The following is a 14,606-nucleotide window of genomic DNA, read 5'->3' as shown; positions in this document are numbered from 1 at the left end:
TGATCGGCGCATGGACCCACAACCGCTGTACCTCCGCCTGGCGAACCACTATCGGCGCGCCATCCAGACGGGCGTTCTGGCGCCCGCCCAGCGCATGCCTTCCGTGCGTACGCTGGTGCGCACGCACCATGTCAGCCTATCCACAGCGCTGCAAGCCTGCCGCCAACTGGAAGACGACGGCTTGATCGAAGCCCGGCCACGGTCGGGCTACTTCGTCTTGCAGGCCCGACGAAACAGCATTCCCCCGGTCAACGAGCCCGACATCCGCCAAACGCTGGGCGCCGCGCAGTACGTCGGCATCCATGACCGTGTCTCGGACTTCATCGCCAAGTGCGAAGCCCACCCCGTCAGCGCCAACTTCGCGCTGGCGGCCGCGGTGCCCGAGGCTTATCCAATGGACGCGCTGAAGCAGGCGATGACGCGCGCGCTGCGCTCGTCGCCCCACGTGCTGGTCAGCCCGGTTCCGCCGCAGGGGCATCCCGATTTGCGGTCGGTGCTGGCGCGGCGCGCGCTGACCAATGGCATCAACACCACGCCGGATGACGTCATCGTCACGCACGGCTGCATCGAAGCCCTGAACCTGGCCCTGCGCGCGGTGGCCCGGCCGGGAGACACCATCGCCGTCGAGTCACCCACCTACTTCGGGCTGCTGCAGATTCTGGAAAGCCTGGGCATGCGCGCGCTGGAAATTCCGACCAGCCCGCAACATGGCTTGTCGATCGAGGCGCTGGACCTGGCCTTCCAGACGCACGGCAATATTCGCGCCGTGGTCGTCGTGCCCAACTTCCAGAATCCGCTGGGTTGCGTCATGCCGGATGCCGAGAAGGCCCGGCTGGTGGCGCTGTGCGAGCGCCAGCAGGTACCACTGATCGAAGACGACACCTACGGCGCGCTGACCGATGACGACACTCCCTTGGTCGCGGCCAAGTCCTGGGATGCAACCGGCAACGTTATCTATTGCTCGTCCATGCACAAGACGCTGGCCCCGGGCATGCGCTTGGGCTGGCTGTTGGGCGGGCGCTGGAAAGCGCGCATCGCCATGCTGAAATTCGCGCAAAGCCGGCCCAATGAACCCTTGGCGCAGATCGCCGTGGCCGAGTACATGGGGTCACGCGCCTACGACCGCCACCTGACGCGCTTGCGGCGTCACTTGAAGCAGCAGCGCGACCAGACGGCCGAGGCCATCGCCGCGCACTTTCCGCAGGGTACGCGCTTGAGCGTGCCACAAGGCGGCATGCTGCTTTGGGTGGAAATGCCCGGTGGCCGTTCGGGCATGGATGTGTTTGAAGCGGCGTTGCGGCAAGGCATACGCGTTGCCCCCGGCGCCATGTTCTCGAACGGCACGCGCTACAACCATTTCCTGCGCATCAGTTGCGGCCAGCGCACCACGCCAGACATCTCGCGAGCCTTGTTGACCCTGGCGCGCATCGTGGGCGACCGCGCGCAATGAGCACGTCCCTGCATCAATTCATCGTTGATTACGGCCTGTGGGCGGTGCTGGCCGGCACCTTTCTGGAAGGCGAAAGCGTGGTGGTATTCGCGGGCTTTCTGGCGCACCAGCATCTTCTGCACTTGCCGTATGTAATGCTGTGCGCCTTCGCCGGCTCATTCATGGCCGACCAACTGCTGTTCTTTCTGGGCCGGCGCTATCGCGACCACCGCTTCGTGCGACGCATCCGCGAAAAACCGGCATTTGAAAAAGCGCTGGCCGCCATTGACCGCTATCCGCATGGCTTCATCCTCAGCCTGCGATTCCTCTACGGCCTGCGCACCGTGGGGCCCGTGGCGTTAGGAATGTCGCGCGTGCCACCGTTGCGCTTTCTAGTGCTCAACGCCATCGCCGCCGTCATTTGGGCGCTGTGCTTCAGCGTGGTGGGCTATGCGTTCGGCCAAACCATCGAGACCTTGCTTGGCCGCCTGCACGGCGCGGAAACCAAGCTGGCCGTGGCTGCGGCGATCGGCCTGGTGATCGGGCTGGCCTATCACCTTGTTGCCCGACGACGGCAACGCTAAGCCGCCATCAACAGACGATTCGGCCGCTGGCGCGCAGCACATGGCGCCGCCGTGCCTTGCGGTACCAGCCGCCCACAAGAGGCAGCAGCGCCAGGCGGCGCAGGATGGGGTGACGCTGGTCGAAGTCGTGCCACGCCTTGAAGCCATGCCCCATGCGCTCCCAGCTCTCACGCGCTTGGGGCGAGAGTTTGCCGGGGTCGAACGCCGCCAGCTTTGCCGCTTCCGAAACACGCGCCAACATGACGGTGCCCGGGTGTTCCAATCGATACTGATTCCGCATGGGGCCGCATATTACCCGGCTTGGCGCGCTTGTGGAGATTACACAATTGCGTGTCTGAAACGCGCAAAAGGAGCCACCTTTGACCGCCATCCCCAAGCCCTTGTAATTAAAGGAAAATGCGGATCTATGCCCGCGCTATCCCAAGGCTTGTCCACAGAAGCTGTGGGTAACTTTCTGATGTGCGGCGCCCGCGCAGCGCTTTACTTCAGGGCGGCAATGATCATGTCGCGCACGCTTTCGAAGCCCGCCACGTACTGCGGGTTTTCCGAACGCGCCAACAGGCTGGAATAGTTCTGTTCCAACTGCGCCTCGATCGCTTCACGCAGGCCCGGCGACGCCTTGACCAGATGCAGCATCGACAACAGGGTCGAATTCAGCGCATCGATGCGGCCGCCCTGATGCGAAATGGTGTGAACGATAACGGCAATTTGTTCTTGGATATCCATGGCGAAAGCCTCCTGGCAGTGATGATCGGCGCAAATCCTAGCATGGCGCCCGCGCGCCCCTGCGCCAGCCCGCCCTGCCTTGCTGGCGCTAGGCAAGCGCCATGCGCCGCGCTAGCATGAAGCGTAGCCGCTGGGGCACCGCGGCGCACGCCACCGGCGCCATCCGCGGCATCCGGGGACACCGGAGCGCTTATGAAGACGATCCAGAACTATGCACCCCCGGACGCCCAATCCCTGCAGCGCCTGCAGGACAAACTGGGTTTCAGCGATGCGCGCATGGCCGAGCTGGCCGGACTGGACGCCGCAACGCCCTGGCCAAGTTATGTCGGCGGCCCCGAGCCGCGCACACTGGGCCGGCAACGCCTGTTCTACATGATGGCCCGCCTGACGCTGGACGAACGCCAATGGCAAGCGGTGCTGGATGCCATGCATGACGCCGGCGCCCGCTTCGACTACGAAGACGCCTTGTCGGTCAGCGCACCCGCCGCGCCGGAACTGGTGGCCGACGAAGAACGCAAATTCGGCATGCTGCTGGTCAGCCGCAATGGCGCCTTCCACGAAATGGAACAGTTGCGGGAATTTGCGCACTTCGCGCATGAGGCCGACGTCAGCCGCTTTGTGAATTCGGTGTTCTACGACAGCGACATCGACCTATGCCGCTTCCGCTTCGCTGACCACGACGGGCTGGACGGCGCCAGCCGCGACCGCATTTTCGAGGCCGCGCACAAAACCATTACGCGCTTCGAGTTCGATGGGCGTATCTATCACGGTGGCATTCCGCCCGAATCAGACGGTTAGCCCGCCCGCATCGCATTGACGCGGGCGGGTTCACGCCTGTACCGTCGGCACTCCGTTACTCGCCGCACGCCCTTTGCATGAACGAACGACTCGACGACATCGACCGGCAATTGCTGAGCCTGCTTTCGGCCAACGCGCGCGAGCCCGCGGCCATCCTGGCGCGCAAGCTGGGCCTGGCGCGCACGACCGTTGTCGCGCGCATCGCGCGGCTGGAACGCGAACACATTGTGTCGGGCTATGGCGTGCGCCTGGGGCGCCGCCTGGAAGAGGCCGCGGTACGGGCGTATTGCTTCATCAGCGTGCTGCCCAAGACGCCGGCCGCCGTCATCCGCGAACTGGAACGCATGCCGGAAGTGGAAGAGGTGTCATCGGTAAGCGGGCCGTATGACTACCTGATCTTCCTGCGCTGCGAAACCCACGAGCAACTGGACGACCTGCTGGACCGCATCGGCCTGATCGACGGGGTCAAGCAGACGCAGACCTCGATCGTGTTGAGCCGCAAGGTAGACCGGCGTAGCGCGGTGGCTGCCCCCTGACGGACGCCGGGGCGGCCGGAGCCATCCCGACGTCTTTTCTGGTGGACCGACATGGTGTTGTAATGACGGATATCGCGATTTCTGGATAACCCATGTTTGCACGCCTTGCCCCCGCCGCCGTTTTGCTGACCCTGCTCTCCGCCTGCTCCAGCATGAGCGAGGTCACGTCCGTCGGCAAAGACACCTACAGCGTCACCTACAGTTCGGGCACGCAATTACTGACGTGGGTTGAACTGAAGAATCAGACGCTGCAACGGGCCGACCAGTATTGCCAAGAGATCGGCCGCAAGCTGCAAAAGCCGGAAGTGACTTCCAACCACGCAACGGGGCTGGGCTCCAAGCGCGCCACGGTCACGTTCCAATGCGGCGCCATCGAACCGCCCAAGGACAAGGCATCGTGAACGCGTCATTGCCCGTGGGCATCACCATGGGCGATGCCGCCGGCATCGGCCCTGAAATCGTCGTCAAGGCGATTGCGCAAGGCCTGAAGGCACCCTGTGTGGTGTACGGCGATGCAGGCGCGCTGCGCCGCGCCGCTGCCCAACTGGGCGCACGCCTGGACGTCGTGGAAATCCGCGACGTCACCCAGGCCAGCCCCGATGCGGGGCGCATTCATGTCATCGCCTGTAGCCCCGCCCTGCCCGACGAGTTGCCGTTGGGGCAGATCAGCGCCGCCGCCGGGCGCGCGGCCTACGACTATGTCTGCGCCGCCATCGACGACGCGCAGGCCGGCCGTATCCGCGCCATCGTTACCGCCCCACTGAACAAGAAGTCCATGCACGAGGCCGGCATCAACTATCCCGGCCACACCGAGATCCTGGCCGACCGCTCCGCCACGCAGGACTTCGCCATGATGCTGGCCAACGACGAATTGCGTGTGCTGCTGGTGACCATACACGTGGCCTTGGCGGACGTGATCGCGCGCATCACGCCCGACGCCGAGCTGACCGCCATGCGGCTGGCCGACCGGGCCTGCCGGCAAATGGGTATCGCCGCCCCGCGCGTGGCCGTGGCGGGCCTGAACCCCCACGCCGGTGAAGGTGGCAAGTTTGGCCGTGAAGACATCGACATCATCGAGCCGGCCATCGCCCGCGCACGTGCCGAAGGCATCGACGCCAGCGGCCCCTGGCCCGGCGATACCATCTTCATGCGCGCCCGCCGTGGCGAATTCGATATCGTCGTGGCCCAGTACCACGACCAGGGCCTGATTCCCGTGAAGTACCTGGGGCTGGACCACGGCGTGAATGTCACGGTGGGCCTGCCTTTCGTGCGCACCAGCGTGGACCACGGCACCGCCTTTGACATCGCCGGCCGGGGCGTGGCCGACCACGCTTCGCTGGTCGCCGCGTTCGACCTGGCGCTGTTGATGACGCCCTAGCGCGCCGGGCGCGCCACGGGACTACAATACGCCCCGTTTCCGGCGAGACTATCGCGCCGCTGCCTGTCATTCCTGCCTGCTGTTCCCGCTTGTTGTTTCCGCTTTCAGCCCGTCCTTTGGTTCGTCCATGTCACGCCTAGTCCGCCTTCTGCCCGACCGCTTCACCCTCTACCTGATTTGCACCGTCATCATCGCCAGCATCGTGCCCGCGCACGGGCAAGGCGTGGTGGTGTTCGGCTGGATCACCAACATTGCGGTGGGCCTGCTGTTCTTCCTGCACGGCGCGCGCCTGTCGCGCGAGGCCATCATCGCCGGCCTGACGCACTGGAAGCTGCACCTGACGATCTTCTCAGCCACGTTCCTGATGTTTCCCTTGCTGGGCCTGGCGCTCAAGCCCGTGCTGGAACCGCTGGTCACGCCCGAGCTGTACCTGGGCATCCTGTTCCTGTGCTGCCTGCCCGCCACGGTGCAATCGGCCATTGCCTTCACGTCCATGGCGCGCGGCAACGTGCCGGCCGCGGTGTGCAGCGCGTCGGCCTCCAGCCTGCTTGGCATTTTTCTGACCCCGCTGTTGGTGGGCACGGTCGTGGCCAACGCCGGCAGCGCGCCGATTTCGTTCGACGCGGTCGGCAAGATCATGCTGCAACTGCTGCTGCCCTTCGTGCTGGGCCAGTTCGCCCGCCGCTGGATCGGCGCCTGGGTCCACAAGCACAAGGCCATGCTGAAGTTCGTGGACCAGGGTTCGATCCTGCTGGTCGTCTACACCGCCTTTTCCGAAGCCATCAACGAAGGCCTCTGGAGCACCACGCCCGTCCCCGCGCTGGTCGGCCTGGTGGTGTGCTGCGCGGTCATCCTGGCGCTTGCGTTGGGCTTGTCCGCCTTGGCCGGCAAGGTCTTCGGCTTCAGCGTGGAAGACCGCATCACCCTGCTTTTCTGCGGTTCGAAGAAGAGCCTGGCCAGCGGTATTCCGATGGCGCAGGTGCTGTTCGCCGGCCACGCCGTGGGCGCCATCGTGCTGCCCTTGATGCTGTTCCACCAGATCCAGTTGATGGTCTGCGGCGTGCTGGCCGCGCGCTACGGCAAGCGTCCGGAAATCAAGGACTGACCCCTGCCGCACAGAAAAAAACCGCGCACATTCGATGTGACGCGGTTTTTTTTTGCGATGCCGATAGCGGTCAGTACATGTCGCGCGGCTGCGCTCCGGAGAAATTCAGGAAGCGCGTGCTGGAACCCTGGAAGGTCAGGCGCACCGTGCCGATGGGGCCGTTACGCTGCTTGCCGATGATGATCTCGGCCGTGCCCTTGTCGGGTGAGTCCGGGTTGTAGACTTCATCGCGGTAGATGAACAGGATCACGTCGGCGTCCTGTTCGATAGCGCCGGATTCGCGCAGATCGCTCATCACGGGGCGCTTGTTGGGGCGTTGTTCCAGGCTTCGGTTCAACTGCGACAGCGCGATCAGCGGGCAGTTCAGTTCCTTGGCCAGGCCTTTCAGCGAGCGGCTGATTTCCGACACTTCGGTAGCGCGGTTTTCGCCGGAACCGTTGCCCGACATCAGTTGCAGGTAGTCGATGATGATCAGGCCAAGCTGACCGCACTGGCGCGCCAGGCGGCGTGTGCGCGCACGCACTTCCATGGGGCTCAGGGCGGGGGTTTCGTCGATGTAGACCTGCGCGTCCTGCATCAATTGCACAGCGTGCGTCACGCGCGGCCAGTCATCGGCGATGAGCTTGCCGGTACGCATGCGATGCTGGTCCAGCAAGCCGACCGAGCCCAACATACGCATCGCCAACTGCACCGCGCCCATTTCCATGGAGAACACCGCCACGGGCAGGCCCTGTTCAATCGCCACGTGTTCGCCGATGTTCATCGAGAACGAGGTCTTGCCCATGGACGGGCGGCCGGCCACGATGATCAGGTCGCCGCCCTGCATGCCGGACGTCATCTTGTCCAGGTCGGTAAAGCCGGTGGGCACACCGGTGACATCGGAACTACCTTCGCGGTGGTAGAGCTCGTCGATACGTTCAACCACCTGGGTCAACAGCGGTTGAATCTCTTGGAAACCGGCGGCGCCGCGCGAGCCTTCCTGGGCGATCTTGAAGACCTTGGATTCCGCTTCATCCAGCAGTTGGCGCGCTTCCTTGCCTTGCGGGTTCAGGGCTGCCGACGAGATCTCATCGGCAATCGACACCAGCTTGCGCAGCATGGCGCGCTCGCGCACGATTTCCGCGTAGCGGCGAATGTTGGCGGCCGACGGGGTGTTGTGCGCCAGCGCGTTCAAATACGCCAGGCCGCCCGAGTCTTCGGCCTTGCCGGCGCTGATCAGCGATTCATTGACGGTGATGACGTCGGCCGGCCGCGCCAAGCCGATCAGGCGGGCGATGTGGTGCCAGATCAGCCGATGGTCGTGGCGGTAGAAGTCTTCTTCGACCAGCACGTCGGCAATACGGTCCCACGCGGTGTTGTCCAGCAACAGGCCGCCCAGCACCGACTGCTCCGCCTCGATGGAATGGGGAGGAACGCGCAGGTATTCAAGCTGGGGATCGGCAGGTGTGTTCATGGCTTCAATAGTAACGGCTGCAAAATATCGGCAACGCGGAAAAAACCCTGGATATCGCGCGAAGGAAGGCGCCGCAACAGGGGACGCAAAGGCGCTGCAACGCCACAAAGCACACGGGCCAGGCGCTTCATGCTCGCCCTGACCGCAGTGTCAGGGTTGTTTTCCAGGTAGACATCGAGCGCCAGTTTACCCAGCGTGACGGCCACATCGTCGGGCAATTTACGCAAAGACACCAGCGAGGACAACATCTGGAAAAGGTCGTAGGCCTGCGCCAGCGGCCGGGACAGGGTCGCACCGATGTTCTCTTCGAAATCGATGCGCCACAGCTCGCCATCACGCAAGGTGACATTGCGGATCTGTGCGCCGCCATGCCACATACCGCGCACGTGAAAGGCCGCCAGATCAGCGGCCGCCGCGCGCGTCAACCAAAGCTGCGAGGTGGCGTCTTCCTTGCGAATCAGGTCAGCCAGGTCGTCGCCCACGTATTCCAGCACCAGCAGGCCCTGCTCCTGCCACCACACCTCGGGCACGCGGCAGCCCGCTTCCAGCAAGGTGGACAGGCGCTGGGCCTCGTGCGTCAGGCCATTGCGCAACAGCACGCCGGGACGCGGAAACTCGCCCAGGAACACCTTGCATCCCACGCCAAGAAAAAGCGCGCGCACATAGCGCAGTGCGTAACTGACGCCACGGCCAAAGCCAGGACGTCGGCGCTTGACGATGCAGCGCACGCCGTCGATCCTCACGTCGCGCACCGAAGGTTCACGCTGGGCGTCGACACTGTCGAGCCAGGCGCGCAGGCCGGGCGGCGCATTGCGATGGACGGGCGGCTGAGTCAAGGGGTCCTCTGTGCGAAGCAAGGTGGCGTCTTAGGCGTGGCCAACAAGGCAGCAAGCATAAAACGACCAGACAACAAGAAAAAAAGCCGGCGCGCGGGCCGGCTTCTTTTTACCGCGGGTACCGGCTTAGGACAGTTCGCCTTCGACCAGGACCGTGACGTCAACAACAACGTCAGCGTGCAGAGCAACCTGGATGGGGAACTCGCCAACCGATTTCAGTTGACCGTTGGGCAGGCGCACTTGGCCCTTTTCAACGCCTTCGAAACCAGCCTTCTTCAGCGCTTCAGCGATGTCGGCATTGGTCACCGAGCCGAACAGACGACCGTCAACGCCGGCCTTCTGAGCGATCTTCAGTTGGAAGCCGGCGATGCGCTCACCCAGAGCCTGGGCGGCGGCCAGCTTTTCAGCCTGGGCCTTTTCCAGTTCGGCGCGACGCGCTTCGAATTCCTTCAGGGCGGCGTCGGTAGCACGACGGGCCTTGCGCTGGGGAATCAGGAAGTTGCGGGCGTAACCGTCACGCACGCGGACGACTTCACCCAGGTTGCCCAGGTTGAGGACTTTTTCGAGCAGAATAACTTGCATTTCAGTGCCCCGGATTAGTTGTGGTTGTCGGTGTAAGGCAACAGAGCCAGGAAGCGCGCGCGCTTGATGGCGGTGTCCAGCTGACGCTGGTAGATTGCCTTGGTGCCGGTCAAGCGAGCCGGGATGATCTTGCCGTTTTCTTGCACGAAGTCGCGCAGGGTGTCCAGATCCTTGTAGTCGATCTCTTCGACGCCGGCTGCGGTAAAGCGGCAGAACTTACGACGCTTGAAGAGCGGGTTCTGCTGCGTGAATTTGCGTTTTTCTTTGCGTTTTCCGAAGAAAGCCATGATATGTGCCTCTATGTTTGAGGGGGCGGGTTTTACCCGGGGTTTTTTGAAAACCGGGCCCAGCACCCCATAACCTATCCGTATTCAGAAGGCGCTCTCGCACCTTTTGCTCAACCCTTTCAAGCCACCTGCGGATCGCGTCCTGCGCTGCCGCTGATCTTGCGTGCCTGCTGCAGATGCAGCTTGATCTTCACCGAGTCTTTGCGGACGGGAGCCAAAAACCCCTGCACCAGCAATTCAGACCCTAACGCGGTGTTTTTCAACAGCAACGCCAGATCGCCCAATGCCACGGCCGTGATCGTCAATTCAACACGGCGCGGGTGGCCGGCTTCGATGACTTCAGACTCGTGTGCCAGCACCATTTCCAGTGCGGGCAAACCGGCGGGAGTGTGGCGCAAAGGCTCGCATTCAAGAACGCGGGCGCTGAGTTCCAGCTTATTCATCCTGCCAGGCACCGAGGGGACTTCATGAGTCGAGCTCTGCGTGAGCCCTGCTTACTCGGGCTGAACCGCGACAGCTTCAGCCGAAGCCTTACGGGCTTCTTCGCGCTCAACCGACTTCATCATGATCGAGGGCGTGGTCTGGGCCTTCTTGGTCTTGATGACCAGGTGGCGCAGAACGGCGTCGTTGTAGCGGAACGAGTGTTCCAGCTCATCCAGCGTGGCTTGGCCGCACTCGATGTTCAGGCAAACGTAGTGAGCCTTGACGAGCTTCTGGATCGGGTAGGCCAGTTGACGGCGACCCCAGTCTTCCAGGCGGTGAACCGAGCCGCCTTGGCCCGTGACCAGCGCTTGGTAACGCTCGACCATGGCGGGCACTTGCTCGCTTTGGTCGGGGTGAACAATAAACACTACTTCGTAGTGACGCATGAGTAAAACTCCTTGAGGATGTCTTGCTGGCCAAGCGTCTTGCACCCGCGCTTTCCATCATGGGTGGTTGCATGCATGGCTACAATTCAGCCGCACACGCAAAAGACAACTAGCCCGCAAGGGGCAGCCCGCTACCCAAAAACCATGGGCGGTCGAGCAAGAAAGCCCTCGATTATTACCGATTGAGCATCGCTTCGCAAGCGACTGGGGCGTCAGGAAATCAGGGACGGAGCTTTTCCGCCGCCCGTATCAACCGTTTGCGGCAGATCGGCAACATCGATTTCACGCGGCCGGTTGACCACGCTGACCATCACATAGCTGATGATCATCAAGAGAAACCATGACCCGAGCTTGGCGATGGAGACCCATTGCCAGGCGTGCGACTGGTTGGGATAGCGCCAGGCGTTGGCGAAGGTGCCGATGTTTTCGGCGAACCAGATGAACAAGGCCACCAGCACGAAGCCCAGCAGCAGGGGCATGCGACGGTAGACGCGCCATATGCGGAAATACACCCAGGTCCGCGCGAACAGCACGGCCGTCAGTGCGAACAGCACCCACCGGAAGTCCATGATGAAGTGGTGCGCGAAGAAGTTCACGTAGATCAGCACCGACAAGGCCACCGTGGCGACCATGGGGGGATGAGCGCGAAACCGGAAGTCGAACAGCCGCCACACCCGCGCCAGGTAGCTGCCCACCGCCGCATACATGAAGCCGGTAAACAGCGGCACCCCGCCGATGCGCAGCACGCTGGCCTCGGGGTAGATCCACGACCCCGCCGCTGTCTTGAAGATTTCCATGCCGGTGCCGACCACATGGAACATCAGGATCACGCGGGCCTCGCTCCAGGTCTCCATGCGCAAGAGCAGCAACAGGGCCTGGATGCCCAGCGCGGCGAGTGTCAGGAAGTCGTAGCGCGCCAGCAGCGCGTCCTTGGGATACCACCAGTGCGTGCCCAGCAGCAGCGCGCACATCAGCCCGCCGAACAGACAGGCCCAGGCTTGCTTGACGCCAAAGCGGAAGAACTCATAGAGCGCCACGCCCAAACGACCGCGGCCGGCCAAGTTATTGGCCAGCCGCGATTCCCAGGCTTGCAGCCCCGCGATAAGCGGCCAGTCATTGGCCGCCGGATGGTGCACGGGAAGCTCAGCCTTCCACGACGGCGTAGGCCGAGTGGTTGTGGATGGATTCGAAGTTCTCGGCTTCGACGCGGTAGCGGGCGATGCCGGGGTGCGCGGTCAGGCGAGCCGCCACGTCACGCACCAGGTCTTCGACGAACTTGGGGTTGTCGTAGGCGCGTTCGGTCACGTACTTTTCGTCGGGGCGCTTGAGCAGGCCCCACAGTTCGCACGAACCTTCTTCTTCGATCAGGCGGATGACGCCGTCCATGCTGATGTCGCCGTTCAGGATGGCCGACACGGTCACGTGCGAACGCTGGTTATGCGCGCCGTATTCCGAGATGGCCTTCGAACACGGGCACAGGCTGGTCACCGGCACCTGCACGACAAGCTCGAATTCGACGCTGTCGCCCTGAGCGCGCGCGATCCACTGAACTTCGTAGTCCAGCAGGCTTTGCACGCCCGAAATGGGAGCCGACTTGTTGATGAAGTACGGGAACGCCGCGGTGATGTCGCCGCGCTCGGCATGCAACAGCGGCAGCATGTCAGCCGCCATGGCGCGGAACAGTGCCGGCGTCATGGGCGTGCTGCGATACTTTTCCAGCAGCGCCACGAAGCGGGACATATGCGTCCCTTTTTCTTCGGGCGGCAGCGCCACGGTCAGCGTCCAGTTGGCGACGGTGCCCTGGGGCGAACCATCACCGCTTTCAATCAGCATGGGGTGGCGCACGCCACGAATGCCCACGCGCTGGATCGGGATGTGCCGGGTGTCCGCCGAACTTTGGACGTCGGGCATCACGATGGCGGGGTCGATCGGAGAATTCATTTCAGCTTACCTGTCTAGGCAACCAGTCGCTCGCGCACGGCCTAGGAAACTTTGAGAGGGGGCCATTATCGCCCAAAGCCCCGCGACCGCCAGGGAAAACCCTTCTCTCCGTAGGTCGGTTGGAGCGGAACAGTGTGTTGCAAACCCGGACGAGGGCGCCGCCCCCGACCGGATGCCGCGCCAGCTTCAAGCCAGCAGATCGGCGTAGCGGTTGCGGATCGACTGCTCGATGCCGGCGGCATCCAGGCCGATACCCGCCAGCAGGGCCGACTGGTCGCCATGGTCGATGAAGACGTCCGGCAGACCCAGTTGCAGCACCGGAATCTGCACGCCCCCGGCGCTCAGCGCTTCAAGCACTGCGCTGCCGGCGCCGCCCATGATCGAGGCGTCTTCAATCGTGACCAGCGCCTCATGGCGGCGCGCCAGGTCCAGAATCAGATCAAGGTCGATCGGCTTGACGAAGCGCATGTCGGCCACGGTGGCGTCCAGCTTGCCCGCCGCGGCAAGCGCTGCTTGCACCAGCGTGCCAAAGCCCAGGATGGCGATCTTCTTGCCTTCGCGCCGCACCACGCCTCGGCCCAGTTCCACCGTGTCCAAGCTCGTGCCTTCCGGGGCGCCCCAGCCTGCGCCCCGCGGATAGCGCACCGAGGCCGGGCCGGGATGCTGATAACAGGTCGACAGCAACAGGCGGGTTTCGCTTTCGTCGGAAGGCGTGGCCACCACCATGTTCGGCACGCAGCGCAAAAAGGCGATGTCGTAATTGCCGGCGTGGGGGGCGCCGTCGGCGCCGACGATGCCGGCGCGGTCCAGCGCGAACGTCACGTCCAGGTTTTGCAGCGCGACGTCATGGATGAACTGGTCGTAGCCGCGCTGCATGAAGGTGGAGTAGATGGCCACGACGGGCTTTTGCCCTTCGCAAGCCACGCCGGCCGCGAACGTCACGGCGTGCTGCTCAGCGATGCCCACGTCGAAATAACGGAGCGGAAAGCGCTTTTCGAATTCAACCAGGCCGCTGCCTTCGCGCATGGCGGGTGTAACGGCGACCAGGTGCGGGTCTTGCTCGGCCATGTCGCACAGCCACTGGCCGAACACCTGCGTGAAGGTGCGCTTGCCCGGCGCCTTGGATTGCTGGATGCCGACCGCGGGATCGAACTTGCCCGGGCCGTGATACAGCACCGGGTCGGCCTCGGCCAGCTTGTAGCCCTGCCCCTTCTTCGTGACCACGTGCAGGAATTGCAGGCCTTGCAGCGCCTTCAGGTTCTGCAGAGTGGGCACCAGCGCGTCCAGGTCGTGCCCATCGATGGGGCCGACGTAGTTGAAGCCGAACTCTTCGAACAGCGTGGCCGGCGTGACCATGCCCTTGGCATGTTCTTCAAACCGGCGCGCCAGTTCCAGCACCGGCGGCACGTGCTGCAAGACGGCCCGGCCCACGTTCTTGGCGGTGGCGTAGAAGCGGCCCGACATCAGGCGCGCCAGGTAGCGGTTCAGCGCTCCCACTGGCGGCGAGATCGACATGTCGTTGTCGTTCAGGATGACCAGCAGGTTGATGTTGGGCGTGACGCCTGCGTTATTCATGGCCTCGAACGCCATGCCCGCGGACATGGCGCCGTCGCCGATGACGGCGATGTGCTGGCGCTGCACGCCCGCATTGCGCGAGGCCACCGCCATGCCCAGCGCCGCCGAGATCGACGTGGACGAATGCGCGGTGCCGAAGGCGTCGTACTCGGATTCGCTGCGCTTGGGAAAGCCCGAAATACCGCCCTGCTGCCGCAATTGCGCCATGCCGGCGCGGCGGCCGGTCAGGATCTTGTGCGGATAGGACTGGTGGCCCACGTCCCAGACGATGCGGTCATGCGGCGTGTCGAACACCTGATGCAGGGCCAGCGTCAGCTCGACCGTGCCCAGGTTGGACGACAGGTGTCCGCCCGTTTTGGATACCGACTCCAGCACAAAGCCGCGCAGTTCGTCGGCAAGCTTTTTCAGCTCGCGACGATCCAGGCGCTTGAGGTCGGCCGGGGATTGAATGCGGTCCAATAAATCAGTCGTCATGCTTTTATGGGGTTCGTTGCCCCGGCCTGAACC

Annotated in this window: 18 protein-coding genes; 7 read left to right on the top strand and 11 right to left on the bottom strand. The window is 63.7% G+C overall.

Features of this window, described 5'->3' with window-relative positions:
• Window positions 1-10 precede the first annotated feature (10 nt).
• Complete coding sequence (locus tag ACE04A_RS03480) at window positions 11-1,450, top strand: aminotransferase-like domain-containing protein (protein ID WP_279996711.1); 1,440 nt, start codon at window positions 11-13, stop codon at window positions 1,448-1,450.
• Window positions 1,447-2,013 (top strand): DedA family protein, encoded by a 567-nt coding sequence (locus tag ACE04A_RS03475; protein ID WP_448718474.1) that lies wholly within the window; start codon window positions 1,447-1,449, stop codon window positions 2,011-2,013. Before ACE04A_RS03480 ends, ACE04A_RS03475 begins: the two co-directional genes overlap by 4 nt.
• Window positions 2,014-2,020: 7 nt before the next feature.
• On the opposite strand, the gene ACE04A_RS03470 is transcribed toward ACE04A_RS03475, so the two are convergent.
• Window positions 2,021-2,293, bottom strand: a complete 273-nt coding sequence (locus tag ACE04A_RS03470) for a hypothetical protein (protein ID WP_447988225.1) — start codon at window positions 2,291-2,293, stop codon at window positions 2,021-2,023.
• A 200-nt stretch (window positions 2,294-2,493) separates the two neighbouring features.
• Window positions 2,494-2,739: a hypothetical protein gene (locus ACE04A_RS03465; RefSeq protein WP_050446038.1), complete on the bottom strand. Its 246-nt coding sequence runs from the start codon at window positions 2,737-2,739 to the stop codon at window positions 2,494-2,496.
• A gap of 192 nt (window positions 2,740-2,931) precedes the next feature.
• Here ACE04A_RS03465 and ACE04A_RS03460 point away from each other — a divergent pair, with 192 nt between their 5' ends.
• The 5 genes from ACE04A_RS03460 (at window position 2,932) to ACE04A_RS03440 (ending at window position 6,556) form a co-directional block, all read left to right on the top strand.
• Window positions 2,932-3,537: a hypothetical protein gene (locus ACE04A_RS03460; RefSeq protein ID WP_259251680.1), complete on the top strand. Its 606-nt coding sequence runs from the start codon at window positions 2,932-2,934 to the stop codon at window positions 3,535-3,537.
• A 77-nt stretch (window positions 3,538-3,614) separates the two neighbouring features.
• Window positions 3,615-4,073, top strand: a complete 459-nt coding sequence (locus ACE04A_RS03455) for an Lrp/AsnC family transcriptional regulator (RefSeq protein WP_050446088.1) — start codon at window positions 3,615-3,617, stop codon at window positions 4,071-4,073.
• A 92-nt stretch (window positions 4,074-4,165) separates the two neighbouring features.
• Entirely contained in the window at window positions 4,166-4,474 is a 309-nt protein-coding gene (locus ACE04A_RS03450; RefSeq protein WP_438859411.1) for a hypothetical protein, read from the top strand.
• A complete protein-coding gene (pdxA, locus tag ACE04A_RS03445) occupies window positions 4,471-5,451 on the top strand; it encodes a 4-hydroxythreonine-4-phosphate dehydrogenase PdxA (RefSeq protein ID WP_448718475.1) in 981 nt (326 codons plus the stop codon). Before ACE04A_RS03450 ends, pdxA begins: the two co-directional genes overlap by 4 nt.
• Before the next feature lie 127 nt (window positions 5,452-5,578).
• Complete coding sequence (locus ACE04A_RS03440; RefSeq protein ID WP_259251683.1) at window positions 5,579-6,556, top strand: bile acid:sodium symporter family protein; 978 nt, start codon at window positions 5,579-5,581, stop codon at window positions 6,554-6,556.
• Between the two features lie 70 nt (window positions 6,557-6,626).
• Here ACE04A_RS03440 and ACE04A_RS03435 read toward each other — a convergent pair whose 3' ends face one another.
• From ACE04A_RS03435 to dxs, 9 genes are all read right to left on the bottom strand, one after another.
• On the bottom strand, window positions 6,627-8,009 hold the full coding sequence (locus tag ACE04A_RS03435) for a replicative DNA helicase (RefSeq protein WP_006218311.1): 1,383 nt from the start codon (window positions 8,007-8,009) through the stop codon (window positions 6,627-6,629).
• A complete protein-coding gene (locus ACE04A_RS03430; RefSeq protein ID WP_279996708.1) occupies window positions 8,006-8,845 on the bottom strand; it encodes a BUD32 family EKC/KEOPS complex subunit in 840 nt (279 codons plus the stop codon). Before ACE04A_RS03430 ends, ACE04A_RS03435 begins: the two co-directional genes overlap by 4 nt.
• A gap of 126 nt (window positions 8,846-8,971) precedes the next feature.
• Window positions 8,972-9,427 carry a 50S ribosomal protein L9 gene (gene rplI, locus ACE04A_RS03425; protein ID WP_100857122.1) on the bottom strand — a complete coding sequence of 152 codons (456 nt, stop codon included), beginning with the start codon at window positions 9,425-9,427 and terminating at the stop codon, window positions 8,972-8,974.
• A gap of 14 nt (window positions 9,428-9,441) precedes the next feature.
• A complete protein-coding gene (rpsR, locus tag ACE04A_RS03420) occupies window positions 9,442-9,714 on the bottom strand; it encodes a 30S ribosomal protein S18 (protein ID WP_006218308.1) in 273 nt (90 codons plus the stop codon).
• A gap of 119 nt (window positions 9,715-9,833) precedes the next feature.
• Complete coding sequence (priB, locus tag ACE04A_RS03415) at window positions 9,834-10,157, bottom strand: primosomal replication protein N (protein ID WP_050446043.1); 324 nt, start codon at window positions 10,155-10,157, stop codon at window positions 9,834-9,836.
• A 51-nt stretch (window positions 10,158-10,208) separates the two neighbouring features.
• On the bottom strand, window positions 10,209-10,583 hold the full coding sequence (gene rpsF / locus ACE04A_RS03410; RefSeq protein ID WP_006218306.1) for a 30S ribosomal protein S6: 375 nt from the start codon (window positions 10,581-10,583) through the stop codon (window positions 10,209-10,211).
• Window positions 10,584-10,795: 212 nt separating this feature from the next.
• Entirely contained in the window at window positions 10,796-11,719 is a 924-nt protein-coding gene (locus ACE04A_RS03405; RefSeq protein ID WP_100857123.1) for a DUF817 domain-containing protein, read from the bottom strand.
• 7 nt (window positions 11,720-11,726) lie between these two features.
• Window positions 11,727-12,524: a GTP cyclohydrolase FolE2 gene (gene folE2 / locus ACE04A_RS03400; RefSeq protein WP_050446047.1), complete on the bottom strand. Its 798-nt coding sequence runs from the start codon at window positions 12,522-12,524 to the stop codon at window positions 11,727-11,729.
• Between the two features lie 186 nt (window positions 12,525-12,710).
• Window positions 12,711-14,573, bottom strand: a complete 1,863-nt coding sequence (gene dxs / locus ACE04A_RS03395) for a 1-deoxy-D-xylulose-5-phosphate synthase (RefSeq protein ID WP_485819860.1) — start codon at window positions 14,571-14,573, stop codon at window positions 12,711-12,713.
• Window positions 14,574-14,606 lie beyond the last annotated feature (33 nt).

The organism is Achromobacter colocynthidis, from assembly GCF_057334535.1.
Note: the sequence above shows the minus strand (reverse complement) of the source record. Positions and strands in the feature narration are given on the sequence as shown.